We start from the raw sequence: 14,397 nt of genomic DNA on the forward strand, positions 1-14,397 counted from the left end.
TGTCATGCGTACGCCGGGCCGAGGCCACGGCGCAAGCGAGCGCTCGCAAAGTCGACCAGCGTGACCAGCCCGAACATCGCGATCAGCACCGTCATCGCCTGCTGCTGCTGGAAGATCGACAGGTGGAAGTACAGCAGCTGGCCCAGCCCGCCGCCGCCCACGAAGCCCAGCACGGCGGCCATGCGGATGTTCATTTCCCAGCGGTAGAGCGTGTAGGCCACCCACTGCGGCAGCACGATCGGCAGGCTGGCGTAGCTGAAGGCCGCGACCGGGCCGGCGCCCGAGAGCGTGAGCGCATGCTCGGGCTCGCGCGGCGCGTTCTCCAGCGCTTCGGCGAAGAGGCGGCCCAGCACGCCGGTGGTGTGCAGCGACAAGGCCAGCGCACCGGCGAACGGGCCGATGCCCGCGGCCAGCACCATCAGCGCCGCCCATACGAGCTCGGGCACGCTGCGCAAAAAGTTGAGCGCGAAGCGCGCGGCATGCCGCGGCAGCCAGCCCGTGCGGCCCGAGGCGGGCAGCGCGAGCACCGCGCCCGCCAGCGCCGCCAGCACCGTGCCCAGGGCCGACACCGCGAGCGTTTGCAAGGCGCCGTGGCCGACCCTGGCGAGGAAGTCGGGCGACACGTCGGGCGGGAAGAACTCGGCAATGAACTTGCCCATGAGCCGCAGCGACTCCGACGAACCGAGCGCGCGGTAGTCGATGCCCAGGTAGACGAAGCTCGCGACCACCGACACGCCGATCAGCAGCAGCGCGATGCGGCAGCGCCAGCACGGCGGCGGACGCGGAGGAAGGGGGGAGGGCGTCGTCGTCATGCGAGCAGCCTGCGCAATGCGTTGCTCAGCAGGTCGGCCAGCAGCACCAGCGCCAGGAACACCAGCAGGATGCTGCTCGCCTCGCCGCCGTTGAGCATCTTCATCGACTGGTCCATCAGCTGGCCCAGCCCGCCCGCGCCCACGAAACCCATCACCACCGAGGCGCGCACCGCGCATTCCCAGCGGTACACGGTGTACGAGGCCAGCTCCTGCGCCGTGTTCGGCAGCAGGCCGTAGCACAGCGCGGCGAAGCGCCCGCTGCCGCTTTCGAGCAGCGCGCGCGCGGGGCGCGTGTCGGTCGATTCGAGGATCTCGGCGTACACCTTGCCCAGCATGCCGCCGTAGGTGATGGCCAGCGCCAGCACGCCCGAGGCGGGGCCCAGCCCGAGCGCGCGCACGAACAGCAGCGCCCACACGATCTCGGGAATGGCGCGCAGCACCATCAGCAGCCAGCGCGCGGCCTGCCGCACCACGCCGGCCTGCACGCGGCCGGGGCCCGGGCCGATGCGCGAGATGGAGAGCGCACGCGTGGTCACGAAGCCCAGCGGCGCGCCGATCAGCAGCGCCAGCGCGGTGCCGGCCGTGGCCATGGCCAGCGTTTCCAGCGTGGCCTTGAAGAGCAGGGCGAGGAAGGCGGGCGAGCCGTCAGGCGGAAAGAAGCCCGCGAGAAAGCCGCCGATCACCGCGAGGTTGCCGCCTTCGAACAGTGCCCACGGCTTGAATTCGGAGAGCGCGAGCATCGGCCACGCGATGACGAGCGCGGCCAGCCATCCGGCGAGCCGGCGCATGGCGTGCGGATCGCGCTGTGCGATGGCGGTGCTCGTCAAGGGCAATCGGGCCGGTGAAAGGCCGCTTCAGTCGCCGCGCCTGGCGGCAGGGGACGCTGCGTGGCGATGCCGCCCTCGCTCGCATAGAGCGCGTCGAGCATGGCGGGCGTGACCTGCGCGGCGGGCAGGTCGAACATCACCTGCGCGTTGCGCATGCCGACGATGCGCGGGAACCAGCGCAGCGCCAGGTCCACCGCGTGCAGCGAGGCGACCAGCGTGGCGCCGGTGGTTTCGCCTTGCGCAACGAGTTGGCCGATGGCGGCGTCGGCCAGCGTGGGGTCGAGGGCGGACACGGGTTCGTCGGCCAGCAGCAGGTCGGGGCGCTGGTAGAGCGCGCGCGCAATGCCCACGCGCTGCAGCTGCCCACCCGAAAGGCGGTCGCAGCGGTCGAACAGGCGGTCTTCCATGGACAGGCGCGACAGCGCCTCGTGCGCGCCTGCGATGTCCGACGGGTAGAAAAGGGAGCGGAGTGCACGCAGCGTCGACCATTCGCCGAGCCGGCCCGCGAGCACGGCGGTGACCACGCGCAGGCGCGGGGCGATGGGCGGCGACTGGTGCACGGTGGCGATGCGGGCGCGCAGCTTCTTGAGCGCGGCGGCCGGCAATTGCCACGGGTAGGTGCCCAGGGCTTCGACTTCACCTTCGGTGGGCCGCAGCGCGGCACTGAGCACGCGCAGCAGCGTGGTCTTGCCGGCGCCCGAAGGCCCGATGACGGCGATGCGTTCGCCCTTGTGGGCGGCGAGCGTCACGCTGTTCAGGGCGCGGTGGCCGTTGGGGTGGACGACGCCGATGGCGTTGAGGGAGAAGCTCACGCAGTGGGGCTTTCGGAGGGCGTTCCTTCACCCCGAACCTCTCCCGCAAGCGGGAGAGGGGGCAAGACGGAGCCAGCCTGTCGATATTGGCTCCCTCTCCCTCTCCCGCTCGCGGGAGAGGGCTGGGGTGAGGGTGCCCCCGCCTGCCAAAGAATCACTTGATCAAACCCGCCGACTTGCCCGCCGTCTCGATCCCGTCGTAGTTCGACGACTTCGTCGGAATGAACTTGCTCGCGCGCTGCAGCGCCATGATTTCCTTGTGCGCCGGGTTGGCCGGGTCGAGCTTCAGGAACGCGTCGGTCAGCTTCTTCTGCAGCGCCGGGTCCATGCCCGGGCGCACCGTCCAGTTGTAGTCGTAGTAGGTCGGCGTGGTCGCCAGCACGCGCACCTTGGCGGCGTTCGGGTTCTTGGACTCGACCAGCTTGTCCCACACCGACGCGTTGAGCACGCCCGCTTCGGCGCGCGATGCGGCCACGAAGGCCACGGTGGCGTCGTGCGCGCCGGAGAACGCGACCGTCTTGAAGTCCTTCTCGGGGTTGATGCCGGCCTGCAGCAGGAAGTAGCGCGGCATCAGGCTGCCCGAGGTGGACGAGGGCGCGCCGAACGCAAAGGTCTTGCCCTTCAGGTCGGCCAGCGTCTTGGCGGGGCTGTCGATGGGCACGATGAACTTGCTGGTGAACACCTCGTCTTCGGCGCGCTGCACGATCGGCACCGCGCCGCCGTTGGTGCGGATGCGCGCCTGCACGTAGGTGAAGCCGCCGAGCCAGGCCATGTCGATCTTGTTGGTGGCCAGGCCTTCGACCACGGCGGCGTAGTCGGTCACGGGCGTGAACTGCACGTCCATGCCGGTTTCCTTCTTCAGGTAGTCGCCCAGCGGCGTGAACTTGCGCTGCAGCTCGGTGGGCGCCTCGTCGGGAATGGCCGAGACGCGCAGCACGCCTTGGGCGAGGGCGCCGACGCTCGCGGCGGAAAAGGCCAGCGCGAGCGCCATGTGGGTGAGAGTCTTCTTCATGGATGTGCCTCGGGGACGTGCGGGTTAGGAAAGGACGGGATTGTAGAAAGCGGGGCCGCTTCGATAATCGGCCCCATGAACCCAACGCTCCTGAACCCGCTCGCGCCGTTGCGCCTCACGAGTTTTTCGCATGGCGGCGGCTGCGGCTGCAAGATCGCGCCCGGCGTGCTCTCGCAGATCCTGAAGAACCACGCCGGCGGCATGATCCCGCCCGAGCTCATGGTGGGCATCGAGACCGCCGACGACGCGGCCGTTTACAAGCTCAACGACGAGCAGGCGCTGATCGCCACCACCGACTTCTTCATGCCCATCGTGGACGACCCGTACGAGTTCGGCCGCATCGCCGCGACCAACGCGATCAGCGACGTGTACGCCATGGGCGGCCGGCCGATCATGGCGCTGGCGCTGGTGGCCATGCCGATCAACCAGCTGCCGGTGGAGGTGATTGCCGAGATCGTGCGCGGCGGGCAGGACGTGTGCCGCGCCGCCGGCATCCCGATCGCGGGCGGCCACACCATCGATTCGGTCGAGCCCATCTACGGCCTCGTGGCCATGGGCCTGGTGCACCCGAAGCGCGTGCGCCGCAATGCCGATGCCAAGGCCGGCGACGTGCTGGTGCTGGGCAAGCCGCTGGGCGTGGGCGTGCTGTCGGCCGCGCTCAAGAAGGAGCAGCTGTCCGAGACGGGCTATCGCCAGCTGATCGAGAACACGACCAAGCTCAACACGCCCGGCATGGCGCTCGCGGCGCTCGACGGCGTGCATGCGCTGACCGACGTGACGGGCTTCGGCCTGGCCGGCCACACGCTCGAGCTGGCGCGCGGCGCCAGGCTGACGGCGGTGGTCGAGTGGTCGAAGGTGCCGCTGCTCGACAACGTGGTGGCCATGGCGGCCGGCGGTTTCGTGACGGGTGCGTCGGGCCGCAACTGGGCCGGCTATGGCGCCGACGTCGAACTGGCGTCCGGCCTGCCGGCCACCGCGAAGGACCTGCTGAGCGATCCGCAGACCTCGGGCGGCCTGCTCGTGAGCTGCGCGCCGGAAGCGGTCGATGCGGTGCTGAAGATCTTCCGCGACGAGGGTTTTGCGAAGGCCGCGGTCATCGGCCGTGTCGAGGCCGGTGCGTCTTCGCTGCGCGTGGTGCCCTGAGTCCCCGCATTGCTCCCTCCCCCGGAAGGGGAAGGAGCAAGACAAGAAATGCGGCGGAAGGGGGAGGGAGTCGAACCCTCCCGGCGACGACTGGCGCCACCCACCGGGTTTGAAGCCCGGCCGCCCCACCAGGGACGATCCCCTCCCATGACTGTCTTCGTCGTTCACGGCCTCGCCCCGAACAACGACGTGTCGGGCCGCAGCAGGTGCGCGTCCTTCACGCGCCGCGTCAGCCCCACGCGGTCGAAAAACTCCAGCAGCTGGATCGCGCGCTTGCGCCCCAGCCCCGTCGCATCGCGAAAGCTCGCGGCCTGCAAGCCTTCCGGTCCGTCGAGGCAGTCGCGCGCGATGGCCGCGAGCCGCTCGACGGTGGCGAGCGGATAGTACAAGTCCTTCACCACCTGGAAGGCCTCGCCGCGCCGTGCAAGGCTCGCGAGCGTCTGGCGCACCATCGGCTCGCTCGCCGCGCAGTCCTTCGCCAGGTCGCGCACCCACGGCGGATCGAAGCCGCCGTCGGCCAGCCGGGGCAGCAGCTTCTGCGCGAGCTTGTGTTCGGCCTCGTCCAGGCGCGCCGCGTGGTCGGGCAGGTGCAGCCAGGTGCCGCTGCGCACCAGCGCGCCGCGCGCGGCCAGCGCATCGAGCGCGTGGCGCCACAGCGCATCGTCGGTGCGCGGGCCGGCGAGGCGCTTGAGCCGGCGCGCGTCGGGGCCGACCTCGTCGGGCGCGGCGCGATGAAACTCCGCGAGGCGCGCGGTGATCTGCGCTTCGAGCGCCTCCAGGTGCGATTGCGCGATGGCGGTGTGCGCGACGCGCACGGCATCGCCGGGCAGCGGCAGTGCGGCGTCGTTCGCCAGCGAGAGGGCGCGCGCCAGCCGCCCGGTGTCGAGGCCCAGCGGTGCGTTGTGCAGCAGCGCGGCCACGCGCGAGGGGCGATCGTCGATGCACCACGCGGCCAGCGTGCGCAGGCGTTCCGGCGTGCGCCGGTAGCGCACCGGCGCGAACGGGTCGAGCACGCGCACGCCGGCCACCGTGCGCGTGGCGGAGGCATCGCGCAGCACGCCGCGGTCGCCATGCCATGCGCCGACGCCGTCTTTCAGCACGAGCTGGGCGAGGGCGGTTTCCCCCGGTGCGAGCGCATCGCGGTCGAGCAGCGCGAGCGATGCCATCACGTCGCTGGCGCCCAGGTGCGCATGCACCGTCGTGCCCGAGCGCATCGGCTTCTGTTCATCGGGCCACAGCGTGAGCCGCACGTCGATGCGGTCCGTCGTGAGGGCGATGGCGGGCGCGCAGGCCCAGTCGCCGCGGTGCATCTGGTCCTTGGTGACACCGGCCAGCGCCAGGGCACAGCGCTGGCCTGCATGGGCCGATTCGGCCTTCTGGTTCTGCGCATGGATGCCGCGCACGCGCACCGTGTGGCCGCTGGGCACGACGCCCAGCTCGGCGCCGATGCGCACGCTGCCGCTGAAGACCGTGCCGGTAACGACGGTGCCGACGCCCGACAGCGTGAAGGCGCGGTCCACGGCCAGGCGGAAGGCGAGGCCGTCTTCATGCGCATGCTCGCGGCGTGCCGCATCGAGCAGCCGCTCGCGCAGCGCGTCGATGCCGTCGCCGGTCGTTGCCGATACCGCGAGCATCGGCGAATGCGCCAGCGGCGTCGGTGCCAGCAGCGCGGCGATGTCCGCCTGCACCTCGGCCAGACGCGCCGCGCGCGTGGCCGCGTCGATGCGGTCGATCTTGGTGATGGCCACCGTCGCCTCCTGCACGCCCAGCAGCGCGACCACGGCCAGGTGCTCGCGCGTCTGCGGCATCACGCCGTCGTCGGCGGCCACCACCAGCAGCGCGTGGTCGATGCCGGTGGCGCCGGCCAGCATGGTGTGCAGCAGGCGCTCGTGGCCCGGCACGTCGACGAAGCCCAGCGACACGCCGGGCGCGTGCAGGTAGGCGTAGCCGAGTTCGATGGAAATGCCGCGGCGCTTTTCTTCGGGCAGGCGGTCGGTGTCGACACCGGTGAGGGCGCGCACCAGCGTGGTCTTGCCGTGGTCGATGTGGCCCGCGGTGCCGATGATCATGGCTTGCGGGCTTGCGCCTTCCCACGGTGGGGGAAGGTTGGGATGGGGGCGGGGCTTCGATCGGGCGCTGCGTATTTTGGGAGGCCGTCGTGCCCCCACGCCGACGCTCCCCCAGCGGAGTAGGGGGAAATACGAGGGAGGCAGGTGGGCGTCATTGCAGGCGCTCGCGCAGCAACGGCAGTTGCGCCACGAATTCGGTGCTGTCTTCGAGGCAGCGCAGGTCGAGCAGCAGGCGGTCTTCCGCGATGCGGCCGATCACCGGCAGCGGCAGGCCGCGCAATGCGGTGGCCAGCGCATCGAGCGCGGTGCCCAGGCCCTTCTTCGACGTGCCCGCCGGTGCGAGCGCAAGGCCGGCCGAGGGCAGGCGTTCGACGGGCAGCGAGCCCGAGCCGATCTGCCCGAGCAGCGAGACGACTTCGACCGTGAAGCGCGGCGCCACCGCCGCCTGCACCGGAGCTTGCAGCACCAGGGCCATCTCGTGGATCGCGTCGGCCGGCCGCGTCAGCAGGCGCAGCGTGGGCAGATCCCTGGCGAGCCGCTCCGGCCGCAGGTACAGCGACAGCGTGGCCTCCAGCGCGGCCAGCGGCAGCTTGCTCATGCGCAGCGCGCGCTTCATCGGGAACTTGCGGATGCGCCCGACCGCGGCCTTGCTGCCCACGATCAGCCCCGCCTGCGGACCGCCCAGCAGCTTGTCACCCGAGAAGGTGACCACGTCGCAACCGGCGGCCAGCATCTCCTGCGGCAGGGGCTCGCGCGGCAGGCCGTAGTGCGCCAGGTCGACCAGCGAGCCGCTGCCCAGGTCGGTGGCCAGCGGCACGCCGCGCGCGTGCGCGATGCCGGCGAGCGTGGCTTCGTCGACCGCGGCGGTGAAGCCCTGCACGGCGTAGTTGCTGGTGTGGACCTTCATCACCAGCGCGGTGTGCTCGTTGATGGCGCGCTCGTAGTCCTGCGGGTGCGTGCGGTTGGTGGTGCCGACCTCGACCATGCGCGCGCCGGCGCTGGCCATCACGTCGGGCATGCGGAAGGCGCCGCCGATCTCGACCAGTTCGCCGCGCGAGACGATCACTTCGCGGTCGCGCGCCAGTGCCGCGATGGTCAGCAGCACGGCGGCCGCGTTGTTGTTGACCACCGTGGCGGCCTCCGCGCCCGTGATGCCGCACAGCAGCTCTTCCACCAGCGAATCGCGGTCGCCGCGGCTGCCGGTGGCCAGGTCGTACTCGAGGTTGTTGGGCGAGGTCATCACCGCGAGCAGCCGCTGCAGCGCCGCATCGGCCAGCAGCGCGCGGCCCAGGTTGGTGTGGATCACGGTGCCGGTGAGGTTCAGCACGGCGCGCATGCGCGGCGCGAGGCGGGCCTGAACGCGCGCGGCCAGGGCGTGGCCGAGTGCGTCGTGCTGCACGTCGGCAGCAGGCAGCTTGCCCGCCACCGCCTGCGCGCGCAGCCCTTCGAGCAATGCCCGTGCTTCTTTCACCACCAGCGTGTGGCCGTGCTCGGCCAGCAGGGCGCCCGGCACGGCGAGGCGCAGCAGTTGATCGACAGAAGGCAGATCCTGGGGCCTTGCCGTCGAGCCGTGGACCACGGACTCTCCGGGCGCTGCCATCAGCCGCCTCCGCCGTCGTCGGAAATCTCGGGGTCGCCGAACAGCAGCATCAGGTTGTGGCCGCTGCGCTGGTGACCGGCTTCGGAGACCAGCAGGTCGAGGGTGACGCTGGCAAGGTCGTCGGCCACGGGCTCGACCTCGGAGTCTTTCTCCATCGCGACCTGCTTGAGGTAGTGGCCGCAGCTGTCGCAGCACTCGGCCTTGACCGCGCCCTCGCGTGCGCCGGTGCCTGGCAGCGCCACGCCCGGTTGCGGCGACAGCGATTCGAAGTGGATGCCCTTGGTGCTCTCGCAGTGCGTGCACTTGATGCGCACGTAGTGCCACTCGGTGCTGCACAGCGAGCAGTGCAGGTAGCGAAAGCCCGCTTCGTCGGCCCCGATGCGCGTGATGCTCACGGTGGGCGCGCTGGCGCAGCAGGGGCATTCGGTGCCGGGGTCGGTGCGACCGAAGATGTTCTCGCCGTCGCGCTCGGCCACGCGCAGCACGAGCTGCGTCCAGTAGGCCTGCAGGCCGGCGGCGATCAAGGGCGCCGCTGCCATGTCGAGCCCGAACATGATGCGGCGCGAAAGGCGGTCTGCCTGCTGTTCGATCCACGCGTCGTCTTGCGCCACCACGCGGTCGAGCGTGTCGCGCGCGGGGCCTGCCGCGAGCCTCGCGCGGAAGAGGGCGAGCAGGCGGCGCAGTTCCTGCAGCCACACGGCGTCGCGCGTCCAGCCGAACGCGGGCATCGGCGGCTTCAGCACCTTGGACGCGGCTTCGAGCGCCTCGGACTCGGGGAGCGCCACGGCCGCGTAGTCCTGCAGCACCTGGTGCTGTGCCTGCGCAAGGTCGGCGATGAAGACGAGGTACTCGCGCATCGGATGCGAGGCCGCGAGCTGGCGCAGCCGCAACTGGCGGTCGGAGAACACGAGCGAGCGAACCGGCAAGCGCAGGAACGGCATCTGCCGTCCGGCCTGCATCGCGATCTGCTCGGGATCGAGGACGCGCGTGGTGCGCAGCGGTGAGGCGCCGGAAGGGCTGTTCATTGCGTCCACTCTACAGCGATCTGGTGTTTTGTCATGCTCGTTCCCCCTCTGAGGGAAGGCCGGGAATGGGGCAGTGCCCAACGAGCGCCGTTGCAGCGCGCAGGCCGTCGTGCCCCCACCCCGGCCCTCCGCCGGAAGGGGAGGGAGAAAGACCGGGAGGCGAGGGAGAAAGAGCCGCAGGCGCTACTCACCGCGCGTCATCTTCCGGTGCCACAGGGGATGGTTGAGCTTGGCCCAGCCTTCGGTCACGGTGCCCCGCGTCATGGCGCGCATCGTGCCCTTGACCCAGATCGCCGCGTAGATGTGCGTGATGACCGACAGGATCAGCACCACCGCGGAGACCGAATGCACGACCACCGCGATGCGCCGCACAAGAATCGGGAAGAAGCCGACGAACCACGGGCTCCAGAACATGAAGCCGGTGACGAACAGCAGCAGCAGGCTGACCCCGAAGGCCCAGAACACCAGCTTCTGCCCGGCGTTGTACTTGCCCACCGGCGGCATGCTCGACTTGTCGCCCTTGAGCATCTTCGGCGCGTTGGCGATCCATTCGCGGTCGACGCGGTCGAAGACGTTCTCGCGCCACATCGTGAAGAACAGGAACACGAAGCCGAACACCATCAGCAGCCCCATGAACGGGTGCAGGATGCGCGTCCACGGCCCGCCGCCGAACAGCGTGCTCAGGAAGAACAGCGCGGGGTGGAAGAAGGCCAGGCCCGAGAGCGCGGCCGCGAAGAACATGATCGCCACGAACCAGTGGTTCATGCGCGTGGCGTCGCGGTAGCGGCGAAGGTAGTAGCGTGTCATCGCGTTCTCCTCATGCACGGGGCGCCGGGGGCAACGGGCGCGACGGGGGCGACGGGGACGACGGAGACGACGAAGAAGGCGGCGGCGGTTGCTCGATCACCACCACGTCGTCGGGCCGGCCGTCGAGGTCGGCGCCGGGGTGGTCGTCCTTCGGCTCGATCGGGCCGGTCTTCATGTAGTGGAAGAAGCTGCCGACCACCGCGCCGATCATCGCGACCATGGCCAGCGGCTTGGCCACGCCCTTCCACAGCGACACCAGCGGGCTGATGTGCGGGTCCTTCGGCAGGCCGGCGTACAGGCCCGGCCGGTCGGCGTGCTGCAGCACGTACATGACGTGCGTGCCGCCCACGCCGGCGGGGTCGTACACGCCGGCGTTGGCAAAGCCGCGCTCCTTCAGGTCGACGATGCGCTCCGAGGCGTACTCGTGCATGTCTTCCTTGGTGCCGAAGTGCAGCGCGCCGGTGGGGCAGGCCTTGACGCAGGCCGGCTCCAGGCCCACGCCCACGCGGTCGGAGCACAGCGAGCACTTGTAGGCCTTGTTGTCGGCCTTGCTGATGCGCGGCACGTCGAAGGGGCAGCCGGTGACGCAGTTGCCGCAGCCCACGCAATGCTCGCTGATGAAGTCGACGATGCCGTTGGCGTACTTGACGATGGCGCCCGGCGAGGGGCACGACTTCAGGCAGCCCGGGTCGTCGCAGTGCATGCAGCCGTCCTTGCGGATCAGCCATTCGAGCTTGCCGGCCTCGGGCTCCACTTCGGAGAACTTCATCACCGTCCATGACGCGGGCGTGAGGTCGACCGGGTTGTCGTAGGTGCCGTGCGTGGTGCCGACCTCGTCGCGCAGGTCGTTCCATTGCATGCACGCGACCTGGCAGGCCTTGCAACCGATGCAGGTCGACACGTCGATCAGCTTCGCCACCTGCTGCACCTGCGGGCGCTGGCGGATGTCGGGCGACGGCGTGGTGGTGGCCGAGCGGGCGGCGATGTCGAGGGTTTGGAGGGACGACATCAGTGGCTCCGCGTTGTGTCTTGTTCCCTCTCCCCTTGCGGGGAGAGGGTCAGGGTGAGGGCGGCGGCCTTGCAGGCGTCATCGGCTGTTCCATCGCCGTCGGCCCTCACCCCAGCCCTCTCCCGCGAGCGGGAGAGGGGGCAAGTCAGGGCAGCGCTGTGTGCATGCATGGGGTTGAACTTCATGTCATGCCTTCTCGATGTTCACCGTGAACGACTTGTACTCCGGTGTCTGCGTGTTCGCATCGCCCACGAACGGCGTGAGCGTGTTCACCAGGTAGCCCGGCTTGGCCACGCCCACGAAGCCCCAGTGGTTGGGCAGCCCCACCGTGTGCACGGTGCGCCCGTCCACCTGCAGCCCGACGATGCGCTTGGTGACCAGCGCCACGGCCTTGATGTAGCCGCGCTTGCTCGACACCTTCACGATCTCGCCGTTGGCAATGCCTTTCTCCTTGGCGAGCTCCTCGCCGATCTCGACGAACTGCTGCGGCTGGATGATGGCCGAGGTGCGCACGTTCTTCGTCCAATAGTGGAAGTGCTCGGTCAGGCGGTAGCTGGTGGCCACGTACGGAAAGTCCGCCGGCACGCCGAGCCGCTCGAGGTCGCCCTTGAAGATGCGCGCCGCGGGGTTGGCGCGCGCCACCGCGTTGTTCGGGTGCATGAGGTTGTTCACCAGCGGCGACTCGAAGGGCTCGTAGTGCTCGGGCAGCGGCCCCTCGGCCATGCCCGTGGGCGCGAACAGCCGCGCCACGCCCTCGGCCGTCATGATGAACGGGCGCACGGCCTCGGCTTCGATCGGGTTGGCGTCGGGCCGGATGTCGGGCACGTCCGCGCCGGTCCATTGCTTGCCGTTCCACGCGACCAGCCCGCGCCTGGCGATCCAGGGCTTGCCGGTGGCCGGGTCGGTGGAGGCGCCGTTGTACAGGATGCGCCGGTTCGCGGGCCAGGCCCACGCCCAGTTCTGCACCATGCCGATGCCGTAGGGGTCGGCGTTGTCGCGCCGGGCCATCTGGTTGCCGGCCTGCGTCCATGCGCCGGAATAGATCCAGCAGCCGCTGGCGGTGCTGCCGTCGTCGCGCAGCAGGCCGAAGCCCGACAGCTGCTCGCCGGCCTTGGCGCTCGGCGGCTTGCTCGGGTCCTTCGCATCGAGCAGGTCGGTGAGCGCGCGGCCGTTGTATTCCATCGCCAGCTCCTGGGCCGAAGGCGAGTCGGGAATCTTGTAGGGCCAGGTGAGCTTGACGATCGGGTCGGGGAACGCGCCGCCGTCCTTCGCGTACGCCGCGCGCAGCCGGTTGAACAGGCTCGCCACGATCTCGATGTCGCCCTTGGCCTCGCCCGGCGGCTCGGCGCCCTTCCAGTGCCACTGCAGCCAGCGGCTGGAGTTGGTGAGCGAACCGTCTTCCTCCGCGAAGCAGGTCGAGGGCAGGCGGAACACCGTGGTCTGGATGTCGGCGGTCTTGACGTCGTTGAACTCGCCGAAGTTGCGCCAGAACTCGCTGGTCTCGGTCACCAGCGGGTCGATGGTGACGAGAAACTTGAGCTTGGACAGCCCATCGACGATCTTCTTCTTGTCGGGGAACGAGCCCACCGGGTTGAAGCCCTGGCAGATGTAGCCGTTGAGCTTGCCGAGGTTCATCAGCTCGAAGGCCTGCAGCACGTCGTAGAGCTTGTCGATCTTGGGCAGGTAGTGAAAGGCCCAGTCGTTTTGCGCCGTGGCCGCGTCGCCCCACCACGACTTCTGCATGCTGACGAAGAACTTCGGGTAGTTCTGCCAGTAGCTCATCTGGTTGGGCCGTAGCGGCTTCAGCGCGCGGGTCTTGTAGTAGTCGTCCAGCGTCTGCTCGCCGTCACGCGCCAGCGACATGTAGCCCGGCAGCGAGTTCGACAGCAGCCCCAGGTCGGTCAGGCCCTGGATGTTGCTGTGCCCGCGCAGCGCGTTCATGCCGCCGCCCGCCACGCCGATATTGCCCAGCAGCAGCTGCACGATGGCGCCGGTGCGGATCATCTGCGAGCCCTGGCTGTGCTGCGTCCAGCCCAGCGCGTACATGATGGTCATGGTGCGCGTGGGCACGCTGGTGCTCGCGATGTACTCGCACACCTTCAGGAACTTGTCCTGCGGCGTGCCCGTGATGCGGCTCACCATCTCGGGCGTGTAGCGCGCGTAGTGGCGCTTCATGACCTGCAGCACGCACTGCGGGTCCTGCATGGTCATGTCGACCTTGGCCATGCCCTGTTCGTCGAGCGCGTAGTTCCACGACTTGGGGTCGTAGTTGCGCTTCTCGGCGTTGTAGCCGCTGAACAGGCCGTCCTCGAACCTGTAGTCGGGCCCGACGATGAACGGCGCATTGGTGTAGTTGCGCACGTACTCCGTCTGGATCTTCTCGTTGCCCAGCAGGTAGTTGACGACCCCCGCGAGGAACGCGATGTCCGAGCCCGCGCGCACCGGCGCGTAGTAGTCGGCCATGGCGGCCGAGCGCGTGAAGCGCGGGTCGACCACCACCAGGCGCGCCTTGTTCTGCTTCTTGGCCTCGATGACCCACTTGAAGCCGCACGGATGCGCTTCGGCCGCGTTGCCGCCCATGATCAGCACGACATCCGCGTTCTGGATGTCCTGCCAGTGGTTGGTCATTGCGCCTCTGCCGAACGTCGGGGCCAGACTGGCCACCGTCGGTCCGTGTCAAACGCGTGCCTGGTTGTCGAACACCAGCATTCCGGTCGAGCGGAATGCCTTGTGGGTGATGTAGCCCGTTTCGTTGGAGGAGGCCGAGGCGCACAGCATGCCGGAGCTGGTCCAGCGGTTCACCGTCTTGCCTTCGGCGTTGGTGGTCTGGAAGTTGGCGTCGCGGTCGGCCTTGAGCAGCTTGGCGATGCGGTCGAGCGCGTCGTCCCAGCCGATGCGCTTCCACTCGGTGCCGCCGGCCTCGCGCACCTCGGGGTACTTCAGACGGTTGGGGCTGTGCACGAAGTCCAGCAGGCCCGCGCCCTTGGGGCACAGCGTGCCGCGGTTCACGGGGTGGTCGGCGTCGCCCTCGATGTGGAGGATGTCGGACACCACGTTCTTCGCCTTGTCGCCCAGGCTGTACATGATGAGCCCGCAGCCTACCGAGCAGTAGGGGCAGGTGTTGCGCGTCTCGGTGGTGCGCGCGAGCTTGAAGTTGCGGGCCTCGGCCAGCGCGGCGGTCGGCGAGAAGCCGAGCGCCACGATGCTGGAACCGACCAGCCCCGCGCTGCTGACGCGGAAGAATTGCCGGCGGTTCATGTCCATGACACAACCTCCTGCAG

11 protein-coding genes and 1 tRNA gene are annotated in these 14,397 nt (G+C 69.6%); 1 reads left to right on the forward strand and 11 read right to left on the reverse strand.

Going from position 1 to position 14,397, the window contains the following annotated elements; all coding sequences use genetic code 11:
* Positions 1-2: 2 nt before the first annotated feature.
* The 4 genes from phnE to BM013_RS33740 form a co-directional block, all read right to left on the reverse strand.
* The gene (gene phnE, locus BM013_RS33725) at positions 3-812 is read right to left on the reverse strand and encodes a phosphonate ABC transporter, permease protein PhnE (protein ID WP_093133320.1); all 810 of its coding nucleotides are present in this window, start codon (positions 810-812) and stop codon (positions 3-5) included.
* Positions 809-1,600 (reverse strand): PhnE/PtxC family ABC transporter permease, encoded by a 792-nt coding sequence (locus BM013_RS33730; protein ID WP_177225648.1) that lies wholly within the window; start codon positions 1,598-1,600, stop codon positions 809-811. The genes phnE and BM013_RS33730 overlap by 4 nt, the downstream gene beginning before the upstream one ends.
* A gap of 35 nt (positions 1,601-1,635) precedes the next feature.
* Entirely contained in the window at positions 1,636-2,451 is an 816-nt protein-coding gene (locus BM013_RS33735; protein ID WP_093133324.1) for a phosphonate ABC transporter ATP-binding protein, read from the reverse strand.
* A gap of 154 nt (positions 2,452-2,605) precedes the next feature.
* Positions 2,606-3,463: a putative selenate ABC transporter substrate-binding protein gene (locus BM013_RS33740; RefSeq protein ID WP_093133326.1), complete on the reverse strand. Its 858-nt coding sequence runs from the start codon at positions 3,461-3,463 to the stop codon at positions 2,606-2,608.
* A 75-nt stretch (positions 3,464-3,538) separates the two neighbouring features.
* On the opposite strand from BM013_RS33740, the gene selD reads away from it, so the two are divergent.
* Positions 3,539-4,606 carry a selenide, water dikinase SelD gene (selD, locus tag BM013_RS33745; protein WP_093133329.1) on the forward strand — a complete coding sequence of 356 codons (1,068 nt, stop codon included), beginning with the start codon at positions 3,539-3,541 and terminating at the stop codon, positions 4,604-4,606.
* 54 nt (positions 4,607-4,660) lie between these two features.
* Here the strand turns inward: selD and BM013_RS33750 are convergent.
* From BM013_RS33750 to fdnG, 7 genes are all read right to left on the reverse strand, one after another.
* Positions 4,661-4,753 (reverse strand) — tRNA-Sec (locus BM013_RS33750).
* Positions 4,754-4,770: 17 nt separating this feature from the next.
* A complete protein-coding gene (gene selB, locus BM013_RS33755) occupies positions 4,771-6,675 on the reverse strand; it encodes a selenocysteine-specific translation elongation factor (RefSeq protein ID WP_093133331.1) in 1,905 nt (634 codons plus the stop codon).
* 151 nt (positions 6,676-6,826) lie between these two features.
* A complete protein-coding gene (selA, locus tag BM013_RS33760) occupies positions 6,827-8,275 on the reverse strand; it encodes an L-seryl-tRNA(Sec) selenium transferase (protein ID WP_093133333.1) in 1,449 nt (482 codons plus the stop codon).
* Positions 8,275-9,300 carry a formate dehydrogenase accessory protein FdhE gene (gene fdhE, locus BM013_RS33765; protein WP_093133335.1) on the reverse strand — a complete coding sequence of 342 codons (1,026 nt, stop codon included), beginning with the start codon at positions 9,298-9,300 and terminating at the stop codon, positions 8,275-8,277. The genes selA and fdhE overlap by 1 nt, the downstream gene beginning before the upstream one ends.
* Before the next feature lie 183 nt (positions 9,301-9,483).
* Positions 9,484-10,107 (reverse strand): formate dehydrogenase subunit gamma, encoded by a 624-nt coding sequence (locus BM013_RS33770; protein WP_093133337.1) that lies wholly within the window; start codon positions 10,105-10,107, stop codon positions 9,484-9,486.
* 10 nt (positions 10,108-10,117) lie between these two features.
* The gene (gene fdxH, locus BM013_RS33775) at positions 10,118-11,116 is read right to left on the reverse strand and encodes a formate dehydrogenase subunit beta (protein WP_093133339.1); all 999 of its coding nucleotides are present in this window, start codon (positions 11,114-11,116) and stop codon (positions 10,118-10,120) included.
* Positions 11,117-11,302: 186 nt separating this feature from the next.
* Positions 11,303-14,380 (reverse strand): formate dehydrogenase-N subunit alpha, encoded by a 3,078-nt coding sequence (fdnG, locus tag BM013_RS33785; protein WP_143098439.1) that lies wholly within the window; start codon positions 14,378-14,380, stop codon positions 11,303-11,305.
* Positions 14,381-14,397: the final 17 nt, after the last annotated feature.

This window comes from Variovorax sp. OK605, from assembly GCF_900115445.1.
GTDB lineage: Bacteria > Pseudomonadota > Gammaproteobacteria > Burkholderiales > Burkholderiaceae_C > Variovorax.

What these genes read in the sequence shown, in the direction of transcription:
- selB (WP_093133331.1), bottom strand. Translation starts at nt 6,675, where the DNA reads ATGATCATCGGCACCGCGGGCCACATCGACCACGGCAAGACCACGCTG.
- selD (WP_093133329.1), top strand. Translation starts at nt 3,539, where the DNA reads ATGAACCCAACGCTCCTGAACCCGCTCGCGCCGTTGCGCCTCACGAGT.
- BM013_RS33730 (WP_177225648.1), bottom strand. Translation starts at nt 1,600, where the DNA reads ATGCGCCGGCTCGCCGGATGGCTGGCCGCGCTCGTCATCGCGTGGCCG.
- phnE (WP_093133320.1), bottom strand. Translation starts at nt 812, where the DNA reads ATGACGACGACGCCCTCCCCCCTTCCTCCGCGTCCGCCGCCGTGCTGG.
- BM013_RS33770 (WP_093133337.1), bottom strand. Translation starts at nt 10,107, where the DNA reads ATGACACGCTACTACCTTCGCCGCTACCGCGACGCCACGCGCATGAAC.
- fdhE (WP_093133335.1), bottom strand. Translation starts at nt 9,300, where the DNA reads ATGAACAGCCCTTCCGGCGCCTCACCGCTGCGCACCACGCGCGTCCTC.
- fdxH (WP_093133339.1), bottom strand. Translation starts at nt 11,116, where the DNA reads ATGTCGTCCCTCCAAACCCTCGACATCGCCGCCCGCTCGGCCACCACC.
- BM013_RS33740 (WP_093133326.1), bottom strand. Translation starts at nt 3,463, where the DNA reads ATGAAGAAGACTCTCACCCACATGGCGCTCGCGCTGGCCTTTTCCGCC.
- selA (WP_093133333.1), bottom strand. Translation starts at nt 8,275, where the DNA reads ATGGCAGCGCCCGGAGAGTCCGTGGTCCACGGCTCGACGGCAAGGCCC.